Origin of the sequence: Synechococcus sp. CC9311, assembly GCF_000014585.1 — a bacterium.
In the GTDB taxonomy this organism is placed as follows: domain Bacteria; phylum Cyanobacteriota; class Cyanobacteriia; order PCC-6307; family Cyanobiaceae; genus Synechococcus_C.
This window is the reverse complement of record NC_008319.1, coordinates 1,506,552-1,526,603: the sequence shown is the minus strand read 5'-3', so window position 1 is coordinate 1,526,603 and position 20,052 is coordinate 1,506,552. Positions and strand designations below refer to the sequence as shown.

Annotated in this window: 23 protein-coding genes; 12 read left to right on the top strand and 11 right to left on the bottom strand. The window is 51.8% G+C overall.

The genetic code is table 11. From position 1 onward, the window contains the following. The first annotated feature begins 14 nt into the window (after positions 1-14). From SYNC_RS07745 to SYNC_RS07725, 5 genes are all read left to right on the top strand, one after another. On the top strand, positions 15-929 hold the full coding sequence (locus SYNC_RS07745; protein WP_049750341.1) for a putative selenate ABC transporter substrate-binding protein: 915 nt from the start codon (positions 15-17) through the stop codon (positions 927-929). After that, positions 926-1,687, top strand: coding sequence for a phosphonate ABC transporter ATP-binding protein (locus SYNC_RS07740; protein ID WP_011619587.1), 762 nt, complete (start codon positions 926-928; stop codon positions 1,685-1,687). The genes SYNC_RS07745 and SYNC_RS07740 overlap by 4 nt, the downstream gene beginning before the upstream one ends. Beyond that, positions 1,684-3,213: a phosphonate ABC transporter gene (locus tag SYNC_RS07735; RefSeq protein ID WP_011619586.1), complete on the top strand. Its 1,530-nt coding sequence runs from the start codon at positions 1,684-1,686 to the stop codon at positions 3,211-3,213. The genes SYNC_RS07740 and SYNC_RS07735 overlap by 4 nt, the downstream gene beginning before the upstream one ends. Positions 3,214-3,238: 25 nt before the next feature. Next, entirely contained in the window at positions 3,239-3,919 is a 681-nt protein-coding gene (locus SYNC_RS07730) for a GDSL-type esterase/lipase family protein (RefSeq protein ID WP_041426581.1), read from the top strand. A gap of 380 nt (positions 3,920-4,299) precedes the next feature. Beyond that, positions 4,300-5,115 carry a sigma-70 family RNA polymerase sigma factor gene (locus SYNC_RS07725; protein WP_011619583.1) on the top strand — a complete coding sequence of 272 codons (816 nt, stop codon included), beginning with the start codon at positions 4,300-4,302 and terminating at the stop codon, positions 5,113-5,115. On the opposite strand, the gene SYNC_RS07720 is transcribed toward SYNC_RS07725, so the two are convergent. After that, on the bottom strand, positions 5,074-5,853 hold the full coding sequence (locus SYNC_RS07720; protein WP_148201879.1) for a TIGR00297 family protein: 780 nt from the start codon (positions 5,851-5,853) through the stop codon (positions 5,074-5,076). The two genes, SYNC_RS07725 and SYNC_RS07720, sit on opposite strands and share 42 nt — an antisense overlap. A 59-nt stretch (positions 5,854-5,912) precedes the next feature. Between SYNC_RS07720 and SYNC_RS07715 the strand changes: the two genes are divergently transcribed. After that, positions 5,913-6,377, top strand: a complete 465-nt coding sequence (locus tag SYNC_RS07715) for a hypothetical protein (RefSeq protein ID WP_041426580.1) — start codon at positions 5,913-5,915, stop codon at positions 6,375-6,377. Between the two features lie 17 nt (positions 6,378-6,394). On the opposite strand, the gene SYNC_RS07710 is transcribed toward SYNC_RS07715, so the two are convergent. The 7 genes from SYNC_RS07710 to SYNC_RS07685 all read right to left on the bottom strand — a co-directional run bounded on the left by SYNC_RS07710 (position 6,395) and on the right by SYNC_RS07685 (position 11,895). Continuing rightward, the gene (locus tag SYNC_RS07710) at positions 6,395-7,159 is read right to left on the bottom strand and encodes a 16S rRNA (uracil(1498)-N(3))-methyltransferase (protein ID WP_011619580.1); all 765 of its coding nucleotides are present in this window, start codon (positions 7,157-7,159) and stop codon (positions 6,395-6,397) included. A 5-nt stretch (positions 7,160-7,164) separates the two neighbouring features. Continuing rightward, positions 7,165-8,097 carry a glycosyltransferase family 2 protein gene (locus tag SYNC_RS07705; protein ID WP_011619579.1) on the bottom strand — a complete coding sequence of 311 codons (933 nt, stop codon included), beginning with the start codon at positions 8,095-8,097 and terminating at the stop codon, positions 7,165-7,167. 101 nt (positions 8,098-8,198) lie between these two features. Then, positions 8,199-8,354 carry a hypothetical protein gene (locus SYNC_RS14350; RefSeq protein WP_006171625.1) on the bottom strand — a complete coding sequence of 52 codons (156 nt, stop codon included), beginning with the start codon at positions 8,352-8,354 and terminating at the stop codon, positions 8,199-8,201. 38 nt (positions 8,355-8,392) lie between these two features. Then, positions 8,393-9,085, bottom strand: a complete 693-nt coding sequence (locus SYNC_RS07700) for a DevA family ABC transporter ATP-binding protein (RefSeq protein WP_041426579.1) — start codon at positions 9,083-9,085, stop codon at positions 8,393-8,395. Positions 9,086-9,089: 4 nt separating this feature from the next. Continuing rightward, positions 9,090-10,262, bottom strand: coding sequence for an ABC transporter permease DevC (gene devC, locus SYNC_RS07695; protein WP_011619577.1), 1,173 nt, complete (start codon positions 10,260-10,262; stop codon positions 9,090-9,092). Then, positions 10,259-11,161: an HlyD family efflux transporter periplasmic adaptor subunit gene (locus tag SYNC_RS07690; RefSeq protein WP_011619576.1), complete on the bottom strand. Its 903-nt coding sequence runs from the start codon at positions 11,159-11,161 to the stop codon at positions 10,259-10,261. The genes devC and SYNC_RS07690 overlap by 4 nt, the downstream gene beginning before the upstream one ends. Further along, a complete protein-coding gene (locus SYNC_RS07685; protein WP_011619575.1) occupies positions 11,158-11,895 on the bottom strand; it encodes a phycocyanobilin:ferredoxin oxidoreductase in 738 nt (245 codons plus the stop codon). Before SYNC_RS07685 ends, SYNC_RS07690 begins: the two co-directional genes overlap by 4 nt. A 1,172-nt stretch (positions 11,896-13,067) precedes the next feature. Between SYNC_RS07685 and SYNC_RS07680 the strand changes: the two genes are divergently transcribed. Continuing rightward, positions 13,068-13,556 (top strand): hypothetical protein, encoded by a 489-nt coding sequence (locus SYNC_RS07680; RefSeq protein ID WP_011619573.1) that lies wholly within the window; start codon positions 13,068-13,070, stop codon positions 13,554-13,556. A 217-nt stretch (positions 13,557-13,773) separates the two neighbouring features. Here the strand turns inward: SYNC_RS07680 and SYNC_RS07675 are convergent, their stop codons facing one another. After that, positions 13,774-14,064 (bottom strand): Nif11-like leader peptide family natural product precursor, encoded by a 291-nt coding sequence (locus SYNC_RS07675; RefSeq protein ID WP_011619572.1) that lies wholly within the window; start codon positions 14,062-14,064, stop codon positions 13,774-13,776. 471 nt (positions 14,065-14,535) lie between these two features. After that, positions 14,536-14,835, bottom strand: coding sequence for a hypothetical protein (locus SYNC_RS07670; RefSeq protein ID WP_041426577.1), 300 nt, complete (start codon positions 14,833-14,835; stop codon positions 14,536-14,538). A gap of 106 nt (positions 14,836-14,941) precedes the next feature. Here SYNC_RS07670 and SYNC_RS07665 point away from each other — a divergent pair, with 106 nt between their 5' ends. The 3 genes from SYNC_RS07665 (at position 14,942) to SYNC_RS07655 (ending at position 18,297) form a co-directional block, all read left to right on the top strand. After that, positions 14,942-16,213, top strand: coding sequence for a pitrilysin family protein (locus tag SYNC_RS07665; protein WP_237699185.1), 1,272 nt, complete (start codon positions 14,942-14,944; stop codon positions 16,211-16,213). Beyond that, positions 16,210-17,472 carry a pitrilysin family protein gene (locus tag SYNC_RS07660; RefSeq protein ID WP_041426576.1) on the top strand — a complete coding sequence of 421 codons (1,263 nt, stop codon included), beginning with the start codon at positions 16,210-16,212 and terminating at the stop codon, positions 17,470-17,472. Before SYNC_RS07665 ends, SYNC_RS07660 begins: the two co-directional genes overlap by 4 nt. A 405-nt stretch (positions 17,473-17,877) precedes the next feature. After that, the gene (locus SYNC_RS07655) at positions 17,878-18,297 is read left to right on the top strand and encodes a cupin domain-containing protein (protein ID WP_011619568.1); all 420 of its coding nucleotides are present in this window, start codon (positions 17,878-17,880) and stop codon (positions 18,295-18,297) included. A 91-nt stretch (positions 18,298-18,388) separates the two neighbouring features. Here SYNC_RS07655 and SYNC_RS15030 read toward each other — a convergent pair whose 3' ends face one another. Further along, positions 18,389-18,631: a hypothetical protein gene (locus SYNC_RS15030; protein WP_041426575.1), complete on the bottom strand. Its 243-nt coding sequence runs from the start codon at positions 18,629-18,631 to the stop codon at positions 18,389-18,391. A gap of 364 nt (positions 18,632-18,995) precedes the next feature. Between SYNC_RS15030 and SYNC_RS07645 the strand changes: the two genes are divergently transcribed. Both SYNC_RS07645 and SYNC_RS07640 read left to right on the top strand, forming a co-directional pair. Next, positions 18,996-19,466, top strand: coding sequence for a hypothetical protein (locus tag SYNC_RS07645; protein ID WP_011619565.1), 471 nt, complete (start codon positions 18,996-18,998; stop codon positions 19,464-19,466). A 204-nt stretch (positions 19,467-19,670) separates the two neighbouring features. Then, positions 19,671-19,895 carry a hypothetical protein gene (locus SYNC_RS07640; RefSeq protein ID WP_011619563.1) on the top strand — a complete coding sequence of 75 codons (225 nt, stop codon included), beginning with the start codon at positions 19,671-19,673 and terminating at the stop codon, positions 19,893-19,895. The last annotated feature ends 157 nt before the right edge of the window (positions 19,896-20,052 follow it).

Below are 20,052 nucleotides of genomic sequence, written 5' to 3'. Positions count from 1 at the left end.
ATCATTTTTCAAGCATGACCAAGCTGTTGACACGGGTCCGAAAAAAAGGGGCCGTTGTTCTTTTGGCTTTTCTTTGTAGCCAGGGCTCAGCGGTCCTTCCAGCGAACGCTCAAGCAACACTCAGGATCGGAGCAATACCCGATCAAAACCCAGAACGGTTAAACCGTCGTTACGGCCAACTTGCCACTGAATTAAGCGACAAACTCAAGGTCCCTGTTCGGTACGTGCCGGTTAGCAATTACCCAGCAGCCGTGAGTGCTTTTAGGACAGGAAGTCTTGATCTTGTCTGGTTTGGAGGGCTCACAGGTGTTCAGGCCCGTCTTCAAACTCCAGGTGCCAAGGTTCTGGCGCAACGAGCTATTGATGCAAAGTTTCAAAGTGTCTTTATTGCCAATACTTCAGCGGGTTTAAAACCCTTCAGCAACATTAATGGTCTGAAAGGATTAAAGGGAAAGCGCTTCACCTTTGGATCAGAAAGTTCAACATCGGGACGACTAATGCCTCAGCATTTTCTGGCCAAAGCGGGCGTGACTCCGAAGCAATTTGCCGGCGGACAAGCAGGCTTCAGCGGAAGCCACGATGCCACGATCGCGTTGGTGCAGAGCGGCTCTTATCAGGCTGGCGCTCTTAATGAATTGGTATGGGATGTGGCCGTTAAAAAGGGGAACGTAGATCCCACAAAGGTGAAGGTGATTTGGAAAACACCCCCTTATGTGGATTACCACTGGGTGGCAAGACCCAATCTCGATCAACGTTTCGGGAAAGGATTCACAACCAAACTCCAGAAGGCCATTTTGGGTTTAACCCCCAGCACCCAGCGGCAGAAAACCATCTTGGAATTGTTTGGAGCCAAACGTTTTATTCCGGCACAGGAATCTGAATATCAACCCATTGAGCAGGTGGGCCGTCAGCTCGGCAAGATCCGTTGACCTCTCTCCTTGAGTTGGTGAATGTCAGCCTGAGTGGACCGAGAGGAGATCGACTGCGCTCGATTTCCCTCTCGGTGTTTGAGGGGGAGCGGATCGCTCTATTGGGACGAAGTGGGGCCGGCAAGAGCACTTTGCTGGCCATCGCCAATGGCAGTCTTCGTCCAGAACAGGGAGAGGTGCGTTGGTGTGGTGCGTCGATTCGCACCATGCCTCGTCGCAAAAAAAGGGAGATTGGAATGCTCTGGCAAGACCTGCTGCTTGTGGAGGAGCTCAGCGTTGGTCAAAACGTCAACAGCGGTGCCTTGGGCCGTCACAACCTGGTCTGGGGATTGGCCAACCTGTTGTTCAACGTGGATCAATCTTCCTGCAAAGATTGCTTGCAGCGAGCAGGTCTGGATTCAGAACTCATCGAGCGTGGATTGATCGATGCTCCGATTCGTCAGTTGTCAGGAGGGCAGAGACAACGCGTGGCTCTGGCCCGCTTGCTCCGTCAGCAACCGCAGCTGATCTTGGCCGATGAACCGATCGCGAACTTGGATCCTGCGATCGCCTCTGACTTATTGGATCACCTGCTGAATCGTTCACCAGACGGGCGGCTGAATTGTGGCGCTCAGGCCATTGTGATCAGCTTGCATCAACCCCAACTCGTTCATCGATTTGATCGTGTGATCGGTTTGCAGGATGGCGAGCTTGTGATGGACCAACCGTCTGACCAACTCACTCCTGCTGACCTTTCCAGGTTGTACGAGGCCGGATGAATCGCCCGAGACCAGCCGCACCACTACTAACCCTGTTGCCTTCCTTGGCGCTGGTGCCCGTTTTGATCGTGACTTGGACAGGGCTGCATGGAGGCGGGCTGTCGATTTGGCAGCAATGCCTTTCAGGCGCTTTGCATCCATCTTTGGATCCCAATGTTTTGCGCGCCGTTTGGCATGGTCTCGGAGTCACCATGGCCACTGCTTTTCTGAGCTGGAGTCTCAGCTTGTTGTTTGGTGTGCTTTTAGGCAGCGCTTGCGCGGATGTGGTCTGGAGAAGCTGGGCTTTTCCCACCTGGCCAGCGAAAGGTCTACGAGGGGCACTTGCCATCCCAAGAGCGTTGCATGAGCTGGTTTGGGGCCTGTTGTTGCTTCAGGTGTTTGGTCTTCATCCCTACGTTGCTGTCGCTGCTATCGCGATTCCTTACAGCGCCCTCGTGGCAAGGATTTGGCGAGATCATCTCGACAGCGCAGACCATCGTGCCCTCAACGCCTTGATCAGCGCAGGAGTGCATCCGCTGTCGGCCTTGATGACGGCTCTCAACCCAGGTATGGGCACGGTCTTGATGAGCTACGGGGGGTACAGGCTCGAATGTGCCTTGCGAAGCGCCACTTTGCTGGGGGTTTTTGGTTTGGGGGGGCTTGGCACCGAACTGCAGCTCACCCTTCAGTCGTTGCAGTTCCGCGAGCTTTGGACAGGCTTGTGGGTTCTAGCAGCTGTGATGTTGATTCTTGAGCAGCTCTTGAGAGTTTGGCGAGGACGTTCTGGAGACGGGGTTCATGGTCAGCGTCGAATTCTGTTGTTCGCCGCCTTGACGATCGTTTTGGGAGTGATTGGCATGTTTTGGCTACGGCTCATCGTTCCTGATCAGTTTTCTGGACTCAGCTGGATCGGGATGGCGGTTCCTTCTTGGACCCAGCTGAGTGCCGCCGCCACTGAACTTCCTTGGCTACGCATGATTTTGGAAACGCTGGTTCTAACCCTGCTGGCTGCGGGGATTGCGATCGGACTTCCACCCCTGGCCTTGCTTCTTTGGCCCTCGTCAAGGTGGCATCAGTTTTGCTCGATGTTCTGGGCCTGCATGCGCTGGATCCCACCGCCATTGATGGTGCTCCTCCTCCTGCTTAGTAATCGCCCAAGCCTGGCGATTGGTGCTTTGGCGATCGGCCTTCACAACAGTGGGGTGATGGGGCGTTTGCTGCTCGAAGGGCTCCAGCAACAAAGTGGCCAGCGTCAAGAAGCCCTCAGAGCGATGGGGAGTTCAGAGCGGATGAGTTGGTTGTACGGCCTGCTCAGTCCTCAAAGCCCTAGTTATTTGGCTTATGGGGCCTACCGCAGCGATGTGATTCTCCGCGAAACAGTGGTGGTGGGAGTCATCGGGGGAAGTGGTTTGGGCTGGCAGCTGCTGGAATCACTCAGCTCCTTTCATTGGGCTGCAGTGGTTTTAGTGCTGTGTTGCTATTGCGCCCTCACGATCAGTGGGGAATCACTCAGTGACAGCTTCCGTTCGCTCTGGCTGCAAAGCTGACGTCTGGATTGCGTGACCGCCAGTGATGACAACAGCGCCCCGGCAGCTTGTCGTGATCGGTGATAGCGGTGTGTATGGATGGGGTGATCCAGAGGGAGGGGGATGGTGTGAACGGTTGAGGCGTCAATGGATGACGATGCCCTCAGCCCCGGTGGTGTATGGGCTTGGTGTGCGTGGGGATGGACTGGAGCGCATCGCTCAGCGATGGCAACAAGAATGGGGTTGCCGCGGTGAGCTCCGGCGCCAGCAGCCCGATGGTTTGCTGCTCTCGGTGGGACTCAATGACAGTGCACGGGTGGGCCGGATTGATGGACGCCAGCAATTGAGTGCTGAAGCATTTCGCTTCGGACTGGAGCAATTGCTAGCAGCGATGACGCCAGCCACCCAAGTCATGGTGATGGGTCTGAGTGTTGTTGATGAAGCGGTCATGCCTTTCGCTGACTGCCTTTGGTACAGCAATGAGGCAGTGGCTATCCATGAAGCGCAATTGGAGGAAACGTGTCTGGAAGCCGATGTTCCGTTTTTAAGCCTGCACCGAGCGATGGCTGCAGAGCCTGATTGGCTGACCTGGTTGGAACCTGACGGCATTCATCTCAACAGCACAGGTCATCATTGGATTCATCAACGACTTCAGGAGTGGAAGCCCCTTCTCAATTGGGCTGGTCTGGAGCCCCATCGTCAGTTCACATCCTTGATGACGTATTGATCCGGGGTCGGAAAATTCGCGCAAGGGTCTGAGTCTCTTCCCCCGGGGAGTTGATCTGGTCGAATTGCCCCAGAGCGATAAAGCTCACAAAGTTGTGCTGGTGGGCGGCTTTCATACCATTCTTCAATCGATTGGGCGTGACTAGGCATGGCTTGTGTGATTGCTATGCCGCTTAAAAGAGACATGCAAACGAAAGCAATTGAGTGGCGATTGCGTGGTTTGATCATGGTTTAAGGGGTTGCCTCGTTCCACTCATAGCAAGTATTCACTCTTTGGATGACTTGGCTTTCATCCTTTCGAGTGGAACCTTTCATTGGAAAGGAGGAGGGTGGAAAGGCAGATGAAAGCGACGTTGAAAGGGTCCGAATAATCCATAGTTCATGCCTTCCACTCAGAGTCTTCGACGGCGCGAACAGCGCAGATCGTTGCCCAAGTCAATTCTTGAGCGCAATGATGCTGTGCTTGAACATCTTGGCTTAGCGCACCATGCCGCCATCCATCAGGCGGCTCGCTACCCAGGAGATCCAGACGATTTAGTGCAAGAAGGTTGCTTGGGCTTGATCAATGGAATGGCCAACTTTGATCCTCAACGTGGATTTCGTATCAGCACCTATGTGTTGGCCAGAGTTAACGGCCAAATCCTGCATTTCCGTCGCGATCGACAACATGCGCTGAGGATTCCTTGGCGCTTGAAGGACTTGCACAGTCGAGGTGTACGTCTTCAGGCGCAACGGTTGCAACAGAGCCTGGATCCACTGGATGAGCTAGGACTCGCAGCATCCCTCAACGTGAGCCCTCAACGTTGGCGAGAGGCTCTGATCGCCCACTCCTTCGGCCATGTCGATTCGCTTGATGTTGCTCCTTCCATTCAGTCGGTAGACGGAGAGCTGAGAAGCTCTCTGATCAATCAAATCGAGGATCCCTCATCTGTGCCTGCTTTGGTGGAGGAACCAACCCTTCGCTGGTTAAAGGACGCAATGATGAGCCTCGAGCCTCAACAGTGTTGTTGGCTCCTTGCTCGTTATGTCGACAACATTTCAATCAAAGACCTTGCTTTGAGAGACAAGGTTGATGCAGGGCTGTTACGCCAATCAATTCGAGAGTCGCTGAGCCGATTGCGACAGGCAGCACGACCTCTACAGCAGTGCCTCCCATTAGCCAGCAAGACCAAGAGGAACCGCAATCAGCATCGCTAAGACGGCGGCCCAGGCGGTTTGCAAGCCGTTGACGATCTCATTGGTGAGCCAGGTCACCCTCTCCTGAGCCAGAGCTCCCAGCAGGCTTTCCAGCAGGGTGGCGACCAGACCCACAATTGCGACCACGATCATCGCCGTGGGAGAGGTCAAGATCGATAGCCCCGCCATCACCAGCATCATCAGCAGGCTGCCAGCGGCACTTGCCAGGGTGCCTTCCAGGCTCACGGCACCCTCCGTTCCTGCTGGCACTCTGCGAAGACTGGTGATCAAAACGGTTGTTCGTCCCCAGCGTTTGCCGATCTCACTTCCAAAGGTGTCAGCAAGTTTGGCCGCGAAGCTGGCAGCAAATCCAATCAGCAACAACGTTGGGGAGCCGATACCTGCTCCAATGACAAGGGCGATCACCGTGCCAGTCAAGGCAGATCCCCAAACGTTTGCTGGACCTCGACGGCCACCTCGCGCCTCTGCAAGCCCTTGCTTTTGCTTTTGTGCAAAACCAAGGCGCGTGACTAGTGATCCCAGTACGAGGTAGATCACAACTGCAACCCAGCCTCTCCAGCCCAGGCAGCCCCAGAGGATTGTTCCAAGGATTCCGGCATGCACCCAGCCCCTGCTTGTCAGCAGGGGAACGCGCTGTGCCATGGCAATCAGCACGCCATTGAGAAGCAGGGCAATCCCCCACATCGTGATGTTCTGGTCAGGCAAAACCATCGAGCTGTGTTGCACTGCTCTAAGCATCAGCCCATTCAGACTGTTTGGATTGGATAATCAGCCCACGTTGTCCACCGGAACCTGGCATGGTGCTGAAGAGCAAAGGCTTTTTCCTCAACCTCGAGGAAGCTGCTTCGACCGACCAGGTCATTCAGATAGCGCCTGTGCGAGATCTTCCTGTCGAGGATGATCAAGAGGTCTCTCTTGCCCCGATCCCTGCCATCTCCAAAATGGTTGATGGGAGTAGCAAGGTTGAGCCCGCCAAACCAGTTCAAGCGGTTTCGACGCCAGTTACTGCAACTAAACCAGCAACTTCTGCACCCACAGCCTCTGCCCCAGCTGCCCCCGCAGCGGCAACAGGCTCCCTCACGACGGCGGAAGCTATCGCAGCTGCTCTAGCTGAAGCAGAAGCCGCCCGTCCTGTCGTAACGCTCAGTACTTTCGCTCCTGAGATGATCCGGCCCGGTCGTGCTTTGCGTCTTCAGCGTCGTCGTCCGGGAAGAAACTTGAAGGGGTTCAGCGACATGGCATCAGAACTGTTCAGTAGCTGACGCCATTTCAGTTTTTCTCAGCAGTTGGTTCTCTCACTGGTCAGCGTCGTCCGACGCCAATTGCTGAGTGTTGTCACTCCTGCAATTGCTGCTGTGGAAGAGCGCAAAATGTCCTCACTGAGACTGATCGGTGCCCATCCTTCGCTCAGAGCCTTGGCTTGTTCCAGAGGGTCCCAGCCTCCCTCTGGGCCAATAGCAAGCCAGATGCAGTTGTCCTTTAGGGTCTGGCGCCGCAACCAGGGCTCCAATGCAGTCAGCTCTTCTAAGCGTGTGGTGGCAATCGCCAGAGTGTCGTTGTTCCCATGCATCGTCCACCAGTCATCCGTGGATGCCAGCGGTAGGAGCCGGGGCATCCAGAGCCGCTCGCATTGCTCGACCGCTTCCTTGAGGATCAACTGCCACCGTTCTGGTTTGTAGTCCGCCTGGGGTGTGCTTCGCGCTGCTTGCAAGGGCTGGATGCAATCCACGCCTAATTCACAAGCCATACGCATGACGTCATCCATGCCTCGTCGCACCAGCGCAATCGCAAGGCCCAGCTGAGGTGTTTTGGCTGGGGTTGTGGTTTCACAACTGTTGGGGAGCAGGAGCTGTCCTTCCTCCTGAAGCGATCCCTCCCAAAGATGGCCGCGGCCATCCACAACTGCCACAGGCGATCCAGAACGCAGCCGTAAAACTCGGCGCAGGTAATGACGTTCGTCATCACGAAGGACAAGACATCCATTGCCATCACGATCGGCCAATCGCTTGGGCTCGATCAGTAGCCGACGCAGCTCCGCCACCATTCGGTTCAGTTCAAGCCAGCTTGTCGGGCTTCTCGATACAGCGCTTCAACACCAATTCTGTTGAGGGGGAGGCGCAATAACTCCATAGCCAGGGATGGTTGCCCCCTTTGAATCAGCCAAGCCATGAGCGGCCGAAGGCTGTGTTCATTGAGAAGCCCTCCGATCGTGAGCAAGGACCAAAGCAAGCGATGTAACCACGTGAATTGGATGATGAACCGGACCCGAAGACTGGGGTGTTTTCGATAGAACACCAATCCCATCCGGGCGCGTTCCCGCTCCACACGAATCAGGTTGGGGATTTGGTCCAGGTGAAATGCTGGATGCCAGTGATAGCCAACCGCTTCAGGACATTTCACAAGCTCCACACCCATTTGCCTGAGCCGCTCTCCGAGCTCCAGGTCTTCCCATCCGTACAGGCGGAAACCAATATCAAATAATCCGGAACGCTCCAATACATCCCGATCGATTGCCACGTTTCCCGTTGCGAAATACGCCCAAGACAAATCACGCAGTTTGTGCCGTTCTGCTGTTGGTTGATCAAAGTTGGCCGTATTGATCACTGCTCCATAGGTGAAACAGAGACGATTCCCCTGCTGATTCCAACGCCGACTTAGGGCACGCGCATGGGATGCCAGGAAGCTTGATGTGACGACTAAATCGCTATCGATAAAGACGATCACATCTCCTTTGGCATGATCAACGCCGCGATTACGGCCTTCGGCAGGTCCGCCATGTTGTTGTTCCACCAAGCGGACATGGGGGAATCGAGCTTCCTCTTGACGCAACCAATCGGGGGTGCCGTCACTGGAGCCGTCATCAACGACAACCACTTCGTAGTTCTCGATTTCTCCGCTGGGATCTTGGTGTTCCAGTGCCTGCAGACACTTCTCAAGAATGGAGCGTCGGTTGTAGGTGGGGATGACGACGCTGATGAACATCCGTGTGAGACAGGGAAAACAGTTCTTCAGCCTAAAGCCACAAAAAAAGGGGGATCTCCCCCCTTCCTTAATGCAAACGATGCAGAGTCACGCCAACGCGATCAATCCGCAGCACCACCGTTGTTGGCAGTACCGGTTACGCCGTTACCAGCACCTTCGCCACGGCCGTCATTGCGGAGCTTGCGCTTTTTAAATTTGCGGGCGTAAGCGCGATTGCGCTCCTGCTTTTCCTTCTTGAGGTTTCTGCGCTTGGCCATGCGTTTTGGAAGATTCCAACTCTTAAACTCAGACCAACTTAACTAATCGTCTGGTAAAGACGTCCATCTTCCATTCGAACAAGACGATCTGCCACATCAAGGATGCGCGGATCATGCGTCACCATCAGTACAGAACAGGACTGTTCTCGCGCTAAGCGCTTCAATAACTCAACAACTTCTCGGCCGGTGCCGCTGTCGAGAGCCGCTGTTGGTTCATCGGCGAGCAGGAGCTGAGGTTTAGCTGCAAGGGCTCTTGCGATCGCCACTCTCTGCTTTTGGCCCCCGGAAAGGTCATGGGGAAGTTTTCCTAACTCGTCTTCAAGTCCTACAGAGCGCAACCACTCTCGTGCTTGGTCGCGACGAGCTCTGTATCCAAGATTGGGCAAAAGATCAGCGCCCATCTGAACATTTTGTTCGGCGGTAAGACAGCGCAACAGATTGTGGCCCTGGAAAATCATGCCAATGCGACGGCGCAACCTCTGACGCTGTCCTCGAGCGGCTCCAAGTAGTTGCTCCCCAAATACTTCAACATCACCCTCTTGAACCTTTCGTAATGCTCCGATCAAGGTGAGCAGGGTTGTTTTGCCGCAGCCGGAAGGACCGGTGAGCAGCACCACCTCACCTGCAGAAATTTGCAAGTCCACACCTTGAAGCACCTGCCTACAGGTGGAGCCTTTGCCGTACCAATGGCTCAGAGCATGGATATCAACTGTGAGTGGACCCTTTCCCATCGCTTTAAAAAATCTCCGCAGGATCGGCATCAACGAGTCGGCGCATGGCAAGACCAGCGGAGAGCATGCACATGATCAAGATCATGCTGAATACGCTCACGGCTCGAACCGTGTTCATCGCCACTGGTAACTGGGTGGCATTACGCACCAATAAATACAAGCCCTGTCCGGCGGCATAAGCGGGTAGGTAGCCAAACAGAGCAAGCAACAATCCTTCTCTGACCACAACTCCCAGCAAGCTATTGAGCTTGTAACCCATCGCCATCAGGGTGGCGTATTCAGGAAGATGGTCGCTGACATCTGAATACAGAACCTGATACACAATCACGCATCCCACCACAAAACCCATTGCGGCGCCGAGGGTAAAAATGAATCCGATTGACGTGCTTGTTCGCCAATAATTTTGCTCGAAATCAATGAATCCCTGCTTGGTCAGCACGGTGACATCGTCTGGTAACTGAGATTGGAGATGTTGCGCTACCTGGTCTGCATCACTTCCAGGTTTGAGGCGAACTAAGCCCACTTCGATACTTCCCGAGGGGGTATTTGGAATTAAATCCAAAAATGTTTCGCTGCTCGTTATTAAGTTGCCATCAGCACCAAAAGAAGCCCCTAGGCCAATTAGACCCGCTACGCGAACTCTTTTGCCTGCAATTTCACTTTCAACGGTGCGTCCCTCACGAAACCATTTGGCAACAGGACCAAATTCTGCTCGCGATTTTTCATCAAATAAGACCCTGCCTTTTTGGGTGAGCAGATTGGCTTTTGCGGACAGGGTTGGATCGGTAAAGAGGGAATGGCTGGGTTCAAATCCCAACGCAAGAATCGAGCGTGTTCCAAGCGTTTCGGGATTTCTCCAAAGCAGAAGATTCCAGTGGACGGGCGTAATCCCCTCCACCTCTGGAGAGGCCATGGCTTGAATGAGTCGCCTGCGAGGGAAGCCGGCCATGCTCACCGAACTGGTGGAGCGTGGGCTGATCAAAACGATGTCTGCATCGAAAAGACGATGCACGGTGACGCTGGCGTCAAACAAGCCGTCGCGAAAGCCCAGCTGCATGAACATCAGAATTCCGGCAAAGCTGATGCCTGCCAGAGCAACCGCTAAACGGACGGGCTGGCGGATCAGCATCAACGATGCCAAAGGAATTCTGCGCCGCTGCCACAAGGCCCGGATCATCGGCTTTTGAAGCGAGCAATCACTTTCAAACCAGAAAGTTGCGTCACTCGCTGAGCCGACTCTGGTGAAAGAACCACATCCACCTCAATGATCCTGGCATCTGCGTCACCGGTGGGATCTGTTGAAAGAACCTGTCGCTGTCGTACCTGCGGAGTGATTCGCTCAACGCGGCCCTCGAGGGTCCCTTGGAATCCGCCATTTTCACTGGTCAAGGTCACGGGCTGACCAATTGAAATTCGATTGATATCCGATTCGTACACTTCAACCAGGGCCTCCATGCTTTGGCTGGCTCCCACCTCCATTACACCGTCGCTGCTAGGACGCTCTCCAACGCGGCTGTGAATTTTGAGCACCGTGCCATTGACGGGAGAAAGCAACTCGCTTTCAGCAAGGTCGGTTTCGAGGCTTCGTCTCTTTGCGATCAGTTCGACGCCTTCTCGTTGGAAGCGTCTGAGTTCATCCTGCTTTTCCTCATAGGCCACCATTGCAGCAGCTCCTACCTTGGCCGCGGCTGCGTAGCGGGACACCTCCCGCTGTTGGAGCTCGACTTCGATGGCAGCCGATTGAATTTGTGCGTCAACTTCAGCGATTTCGGCTTCGATTTGGGGTCGGCTGTCAAAGATTGCCAAGGGTTGGCCCTTGCGAATCTGGTCCCCTTCGTTAACCAGCAGGGCCAAAATGCGAGGGGTACCGCCAAACCCACTCACTGGAGCCGCCAAGCGACGCACTTCTCCAGCCGGTTTGAGTTGCCCTAGGGCAGCAACCGCTTCGGGAGCACGGACTTTTGGAGCTGCAGCCGCAAGTGGGGCGTCCGGCGCTGGCCTGCGTGTGATCCAGACACCGGCACCGACTACAGCAGTTCCAAGCACCCCAACGATCACCCACTTAGGTGGCTTCATTGAAGAGCTGGAGGATCGTCGAAGAGCATCTCTTCGATGTAGCGATCGGCCCAAGCGCTCCCGAAGGCTTTCTCTAAGACACGTCGAGTCTTGTCGTTGCGTTTCTGTTGCCGGCAATAGGAGAGTTGGCCCTGATGACGATTGATCGTAGGGAGTTCATCAAGGGCATTGGGAGCGGTTGCCAGAATCGCCTGGCGAAGGATGTTGAGGTACTCGCCAACGAGATCAACAAACCATGCCTCCTCTTGCTCATCGATGGGACGAATGAATTTCACATAAGGGGAAAAAATAGTTCCCCATGCAGGTAGGTCTCTCACTTGCTGAAATGGAGGCAATTGCAAAGCACTGAGCGGTTCACTTACCGCATCAGGTAATGCATTGCATACGGGTGAGAGATCAACAATGGCTGCCGAAATCCCTGCTTTGCTGGCAACAATATCGGCACCAAAGACTGGTAGGTCGAACCTGGGATCCGGAAAAAAGACGCAATGAAGGATCTGCAATCCCATGCCCAGGCGAGCAATCTCAAGATGAAGTTTGCGTAAACCAAGGCATTGATGCAGCTCGTTGCGAATGAAGAGCGTTTCGCCATCAAGCATTCCGCTGATTGCTTCTAAAGCGGGGTCTACAGCCAGAGGAGAGAGGTCAGGGAGGGCTGTCCGACACGTGCGAATTTGCTCCGCTAGAGAGGTCACCAGCGGGTGCAATTCAAGACCGTTGGTGGATTCGGACATCAGTCCAGCGAGGGACAACACAGAGTGGTACTACCCCTGACTTATCAACTGATCAAGGCTATGACTGGGGTTTGCTCAACCTTTTGTCACCGTACTGTCAGTGAATTGTCAGTGGCTAAGGGCCATCTGTTGGATAGGTAAGGCTACTTGAGGGTGTTGGCGAGGAGAGATCAACTGTCGAGAGTCTTTAAGCCTTGATGGCTCCACTCGGTCACGGTCGTCAACTGGTGTTGCCTCATGCCCCCCTACAACTCTTTCGAACACGAGCTAGGCCGTCTGTGATGGTCTATTCGCTGCTACTACAGCAGTGAGCGGCGGCGATGTTCATGAGGGGCTGGACCTGTTGACGTTGTTTGTTCGTGGATGAGCCGAGGTAGTTTGCCGATAGAGGTTGTTTTGCCTATTTGTCTTTTATCATTTGATGAGCGTTGGTTGGTTTCTGACGGCTGTTACTTGCCTAGTTTGTTCATCATCTTTCAATTGAATTCATAGGGCTGATAAGCCCACATTTGTTCAGGCGTATTTCTTAATGTAGGCATTAAGAAAATGATTTATGCCTGCCCTGCTCCTTTTTGCTGGACCTTGTAGAAGCATTTTTGGCGTGCACTAGAAGCATGGTCTCATTTAAGCCATTAATGAAACAAGCCTGGGTTCTGACTGCAAAGCAAAGAGCTGTCGAAACGTTTTAGCTAGATACTTTGTTGTGTTGTTCGTCGTTTCTTGAATCCACTAGAAGTTGCTTTCACGATCCTCTTCATTATGCAGGATTAGGATTTGTAGCTCTGCTGGCGAGAGGTGGATGGAGACTGATTTCCTTTTGCCGATGCCATGTAGGTTTTATGAATCGATTGAGTTGTCTCCCAAGGCTTAGTGGTGGCTCGATTTAGGTATGTCTTTGGCCATCGTTAGCTTTTTGCAAGCAGCGGCACGACGTTTGTAAGGTTATCTCGGTTCTCTCTGGAGTTTCTCAGAGTCTAGAATGAGAAGCTGATCGTAAGCTCAAGAAGCTATATATGGAAAGGAAAGATAGTGCATGGCTTCGATTAAGAAGTTTTGTGCATTCTGGTAAAGACTAGCCCATAAGTTTTTATTTAACCACGTTAAGGCAATCGATAATTTTAGGTTTCATCGTCTATGCTGTCTTGAAGGCTATATGAATAAAACTTGCCGGAATGAAGCAGCTGCTTTTTGGTCTGGGTGTCTTGCTGAGGAATTCTCTTGTTAAGAGCGACCATGCAGATCTTTCCAGCTTTGTTGGTAGTCTGCATCCTGGAGTGATCCAATGCAGCTGGAAAATTAGAGAAGGAACAAAGTGGCTGATAGATAGCAAATTTAACTCTGCTCTATTTTTAAGAATCAGGGATATCTCAGGCGATGGAACAAGTGCTTCGTTGATAATAGAAACAACAACCAGTCAAAACAATGCAGAGATTCCTCTTCCTACCGACAGCGGAAGAGTTTTGCTAGAGCTGGGTTATAAGGCAGAAGGTGGAGGCTTTATAACCCTTGAGTATATAGTTTATGACTTAGGGGTGAAAAAAATTGAAACACCTAAATATGTTGATTGGTTTCAGACAGAGTCGTCGAATATTCATCAAGAGATGTATGAATTGGGAAGAAGAAGTCTTGCTTTTGGAGGCTCGGAAGAGCGTATGGCTTGATCTTTGGTTTGAATAAATGCCTGTACGAAAGTGTTCAATGACAGGCTGTGAGTCAGTCATGGAGAATGCTGCTGGTACTGGCTTTCCCTTTTGTTAAACGTGGGAGGGGGGTGCATGCATGCCGCCATGGATGCGAACAGTAAGGGGGCCCAGTGATCGCTGAGCCCTAGTCTCTAGCATGAAAGATTAAGCGCTCATGTTTAGCAGAAAGTATAACTTAGTCTGATTCATAGCCGTTGAAATAGCACCCGCGAATTCCAGCTTTTCTTCTAAAACTTCGGTCTTCGTAGAGCCAAATATCTTCTGTGGAAGGGCAAAATCCTGCTTCCTTGGCAATCCTTACGAGGTCATCGTCATTGTTTGCAGTGCTAACTTTCTCGCGTAATTTGTGGTCGTTTCCAACTTCCTTCAAGAAAGCTAATGCCTGTTTCCGTCTCTCGGAGCAGTGGTAAAAGGCAAAGGGTTGAACTTCTTTCAGCAAGGTTTTTTGGTGCAGTTCAGCGATCACTGTGCAATGGTTTTGACTGGACTCACGAAAATTATTTAATACTTAAGTATTTATACCATCTCGCAATGATTGGTAGTTTTAATTCATCAAGTTTTATGCACACAGCTTGGTCTTTGGCGTATGTCCTCGCCATGAGCCATCCGTAAGGTTTTGTGCATCAAGTTTTGGTGGTCTCCAGGACACGCTTTCAACCATTGTCCTGCTGTAATCAGTGTTGCTAATCAAGCATCTTTCCCTTGCAGTTGGGAGCAGTTCCTGAGTATTCGGTCATTCCAGCTTCTTGATATTTTTCTTATATCTTCTCTTCTTGTCTCTCTTGACTTCTATTTCCTCTGCCTTGGACCACGAATTCGCTTTCTTGGAAATATGAATAGAGCTTGTATTTCTTTCCTATCAGGCCATGGGAGTTAAACAGATTGATTCACTTTGCTTTGGTGTGGCTCATCGCTCCAGCTCAGCTTATGTTTCAGGCTATCTGCTCATCGCCGTACTCTTCAGCTTGGTGTTGAGTGAGATGTCGTTCCGCTGTATTTGATCATTTTGACGAGGACCTAATGCCCGTTTTGTCCATCCTCTTAACGCCTGCTGGTACTTGGGGCATAGACATTGCAGCTCTACCTGATCTTCTTGTTCACAATGAGCGTCCAGTCGCTGTGAGATTTTCCTTTCGCAGGACAGCGCTTTGTCGCTTTCATCGTCAAACTGTTCTCTATAAGACTGATAAGCAATCACAGCTGGTCGGCACTCGTTGAGTCGTTCTTCAATGGTCATTAGCTCAGCCCGCAGTGTCAGTAGAGATCAGTTTTCATTACTACATGTCAGTCGTAGCAAGGCATCTGCTCCTGCCCATAACAGTTTGGGACTTTGCCACGGGACCATGAATGAGATCGCCTCTGGCCCTGGATTGCAGCATCAGCGCTTGAACAACGGTTGCCGGACCGTGTGTGCGGAGATGCCTGATGCAGACCTGACTTGTCTTGACTTCTGGTGTCGAGGAGGAAGCACCTGGGAAGGCCACGGGGAAGAAGGTCTCGCCCACTTTTTGGAGCACATGGTGTTTAAGGGCAGCGAAACCCTTCAGGCCGGAGAATTTGATCGTCGGATTGAGGCCCTCGGTGGCAGCAGTAATGCGGCAACAGGTTTTGATGATGTGCACTTTCACGTCTTGGTGCCTTCCAACTGCGCTCAGAACGCCCTGGATCTGCTGCTTGACCTTGTGCTCAATCCAGCGTTGAGAGAGGACGCTTACGGCATGGAGAGGGATGTGGTTCTGGAAGAAATTGCCCAGTACCGAGATCAACCCGATGAACAAGTCTTTCAAACCCTTTTGTCTAAAGGGTTTGGACAACACCCTTACGGCCGTCCAATCCTCGGATGGGAACAGAGTTTGATTAATAGCACTCCTGAGGGAATGCGCCAATTTCACAACAGGAGGTATCGCGGTCCCAACTGTTGTTTGGCCATCAGTGGAGCTGTGACATCGAGCGTGTTGGAGCAGATTCACTCCAGCCGTCTCACCGAGCTCGAAGGCAGTCTTGATCCTGAGGATGAAATCGCATCTTCTTCAAGTTCGCTCGCATTTCAAAGTGGCCGGCAAACCCTCCGTTTCCCTCGCCTTGAGGCAGCACGGTTGCTGATGGCATGGCCGATGGCTGCAGCCAACGACCAATACAGCGTGATGGGTGCCGACCTCGCGACCACCCTGCTAGCGGAGGGAAGGCGTAGTCGTTTGGTGCAACGCTTGAGGGAAGACCTGCAAATTGTGGAATCCATTGATATGGACGTCACGGTGATGGAGCAGGGAAGTGTGGTGATGTTGGAGGCATGTTGTCCTGAAGACCAGATTGAGCAGGTTGAAGCTGTGATCGAGGAGGAATTGAAACGGGTCACGGTGGATGCCATCGCTGATGACGAACTCCATCGAGCAAAGCAATTGGTGGGGAATGGCCTTCGATTCAGCTTGGAGGCGCCAGGATCAGTTGCTGCAATTGCTGGATCCCAATCTCTATGGGGGCGAACCCAAACGTTGCTATCTCCGCTCAGTCATCTGCAGACTTGGACGGCTGAGCGCTTGCAACAGTCCCTTCTGACTCGCTTGCAACCGAATCAAGCGTTCACCCTTTTGGCCTTACCTGAGGACTCGGAGTGAACACGACAGATTTGGTGCTGGATCCTGTTCAGACACCCGGGGTATTGGCCGCCAAAATGTGGATCGGTCGTGGTAGCTCTGCTGATCCGATCGGCCAGAGGGGAGCGCATCAATTGTTGGCATCCGTGATGACTCGCGGGTGTGGCTCCCTCGATGCCATGCAAATGGCCGATCTCGTGGAGGGGTGTGGCGCTGGCCTGCGCTGCGACACCAATGAAGATGGCTTGCTGATCAGCATGAAATGCCGGGATCTCGATAGTCCCCAATTGCTTCCGCTCTTGGGCTCGATGGTTCATGAACCGCATCTGCAAGCGGATCAGGTGAACCTGGAGCGGGAGTTGAGTCTTCAGGCTTTGCAGCGTCAGCGAGAAGATCCCTTCCACCTGGCTTTTGATGGCTGGCGTCAACTGGCCTACGGCGTGGGCCCCTATGGCCATGACCCCCTTGGAGTTTCGGCTGAGGTAGAGCAACTCAACGCTGAGTCTCTCCGACCAATTGCCACATCGCTCAGTTCCGAAGCAGCGATTTTGGCGTTGTCGGGTTCGATCCCAGCAGGATTGTTGGACCAGCTTCAAGCAGACGGAATTTGCTCTCAACCCCAATCCGCTGAATCGGATCTGGATGCCAAAGAATCGAGTAACCGAGCATCACTGAGCGCAGAACAAACCGTTCACCTCCACCCGCAGTCCACCGAGCAGGTTGTGCTGATGCTCGGTCAGCCAACGCTCCCTCACGGACACCCAGACGACCTTGCTCTTCGTTTGCTGCAAACCCATTTGGGTACCGGTATGTCCAGCTTGCTTTTTCGCCGGCTTCGCGAAGACCATGGCGTGGCCTACGACGTTGGCGTGCACCATCCAGCAAGAGCCAAAGCCTCACCTTTTGTTTTGCACGCCTCTACCGCAGTCGATAAGGCCTTAACCAGCTTGGACCTGCTGATGATGAGTTGGCAGGAACTGATGGAACACACGCTTGTGAGCGCAGATCTCAATCTGGCGCGTGCCAAATTACGTGGTCAGTTGGCCCACGCCTCGCAAACAACAGGTCAGAGAGCTGAACGTCGCGCTCAGCTCCGAGGCCTTGGCTTACCCGACAATCACGACCATTCCTGCATGGAGGCTTTAGAGACCCTTGATGGCACTGCATTGCGCTTGGCAGCATCCCGCCATCTTGTCAATCCTCTTCTCAGTCTTTGTGGACCACAATCTGCCATCGAATCCTTGGCTGATCGTTGGCAACAAGCACTTGGTCAACGTTGAATATCTGGAGGGCTTTGGTTGCTTTAAAACCAGGTTGTCATCCTTTCAATTGAAACCCTTAATAAGGGATTAAATGTATTTATTGTGGGATTTTGTTGAGGATATAAACAACGGATACATGACGATTGAATCTTGAACAGCGGTTTAGAAATGAATCCATATATTTGCTTGGGATCATCGTCTGATTTGTTAATCGTTTGTTCGAACTTGGTGTGACTCCCGTAATGCTTGTTTGCTCGATCAGTGAATCCATGAATCCGTTGAAATGTTTTTGATCTGATGGGCCAACCTTTAACTTCGCCAGAGTGTTCTTCCAAGCTTGTTCAGGCCTTTCAGCCAGATGATAAGGAACTTGTAAGGATTTCCGTTCTATGCTGCTAACGAATGGACTCATTGTGTTGAACAATGCAATTGCCAACGATTAAGTACTGGCGTGTCTGGGTCAATGAAATGGGGGCCAGCTCTCAGTCGCTTCATGCATTTGACAATCACCAGCAATCTGTTTTTGCTCAAGGTGCTGCGCCAATATGGAATGCACGTCACTCCACGGTTGAAAGTCAACTAGTCACATTGATTTTGATGCCTGGAGACGTGTTTGAGTGGCATGAAAATCCTGTTCCTCAATGGATCATGACTCTTCGCGGTCATTGGGCAGTGAAAACCATGGATGGCACAGTGGTGGAAATGGGTCCTGGGGATATTAGTTTCGGTGGCGATCAAGGAACATTCAATCAGCAAGGTCATTGCTCTTGGTGTATTGGTGACCTACCTGCTGAATTGCTCTTGGTTCATGCTTCAGAGCCACCGAGCTGGAATCCTTGCTGATGACCTCTAGGGTTTAATGGCCTTAATAGCTCCAATATCCATAGGTATTTATTTTCTTGTTTGTTGTTGGATTCTGTGCACGCAAATAGTACTAATCTTCAAATACTGCAAATTCCTTCACTCGTGACATGAAGTCTTTCATTTCGTGTTCGGAAATGCTGCATGCCATATCGGTCCAGCGATCAAGATGCATCTGTAGTTTTTGGCCAGAGTATTTGTCTGCAAATCTATGGAATGTATGGTGCAGGATTAATATTAAGTCACGCTTTGGAATCCATGGGTGGGCGAATGAAATCTGATCGAGTCTGTTTAGTCTGCCGATTTGTAAATCCATGAATGTATTAATGCCAGATGATTTAGACTACGAAGACAGGCTCAGCTCTTTTTATTCAAAAGAAAAGGAGATCAGTATCAAATGAATGAATGAAGACAATGATGTTTTACGAACCTGATTGCTGTCTGGATCTTCAAGGATATGTACCCACGACGACCATTGTGGATGTTTTGAATGGAGTGTGATCTGGTTCAGTGACAGCTGAAGCAACCATTCCTGCAGTCATTGATGATCTTTGCGTTTCAGGCTTGATACTGCTCTGGTTGCTGCTTTCGTGTGTGTTGTTTGAAAGCACTGCCTAGTGTTTTGTGGTAGACGTTGATCTAAGACACGGTGAAGGGTCGAAACTCGTCAAAATGGCCTTATGAAAAAGCAACTTCTTAAACTGATAGGTCCGCTGTTTGCGGCAATTGGCGTGTTCGGTCTGGCTGGATCAGGGATTGTTTGGAATTTCCTGGGCCGATCGCTGGGTCTACCCAGCACAGTGATCTCTTTGCTGGTGTTGATGCTTGGGTTTGTGCTTCTCCGCCCTTTGGCTCGTGCATCGGAATCAATCTCAGCTTCTGCTTCAGCGCCAGTTTCTCCAAGCGAATCTGAAGAGAGTCAGAAAGAGCTAGATCCTTCTTCCGGGGAGATGAAGCGGGCGCTTACGACAGCGGAATCAATTGCGCAAGAGCTCGCGGAATCGCAAAAATTTGTTGAGGATGCTCCTCCGGTTAATTTTGCTCCAGAAAGGCTTCTGCCCGGACAGGGCTTGCCAAACCGCAAGCGACGTCCAGGAGCATCCTTGAAGATTTATCAGGCGATGGCTGGCGAGTTATTTGAAACTAAATAGACATAGGCGATCAATTATTTAATTTGTGTTTATTCGCATTCGTCTGAAAATAATAAGTGCAGATGTGATCGCCAATGCTGCTTTTTTGAATAATGATCATGATCTTATTTTGAAAATACCATTTCAAGCTTTTGCTTAAGCTTTCTTTTTGGCAAATCCTGAATGTGTTGCTATAGAGGAGTTCATCTTCTTTATCGCTTGTCTATGAAAGCCATTCTTTCGCTTGCATCTGCTTTCATCCTGCTGGTTACCTGCGGGGTTGCTGTTGCTGGATCAGCAACTCAAGAAGCGATGGATGAAGAAGTCGCGACAAACAGGGCTTTATCTAAAGTTCCAGAAGGTAAAAAAGTGACAGGTACCTCATGTATATCCATTGAGATCGGCATGGGTGGTGAAACGTCCTATCGCTGCACAGCAACTTGGGAGTGAAGACGCAGCAATTCATGCTTGGTGCGTCACTGCTCAGTTGTACCAATGTTCTGACTGAATCGTTGCTACTGTCCCAGATCACAAATTATCTTTAATTTTGTTTGTTTTTGGGGGGCTTTCATCCCAAAGCGGTATGCAATTTATTGGCCAGATTTAA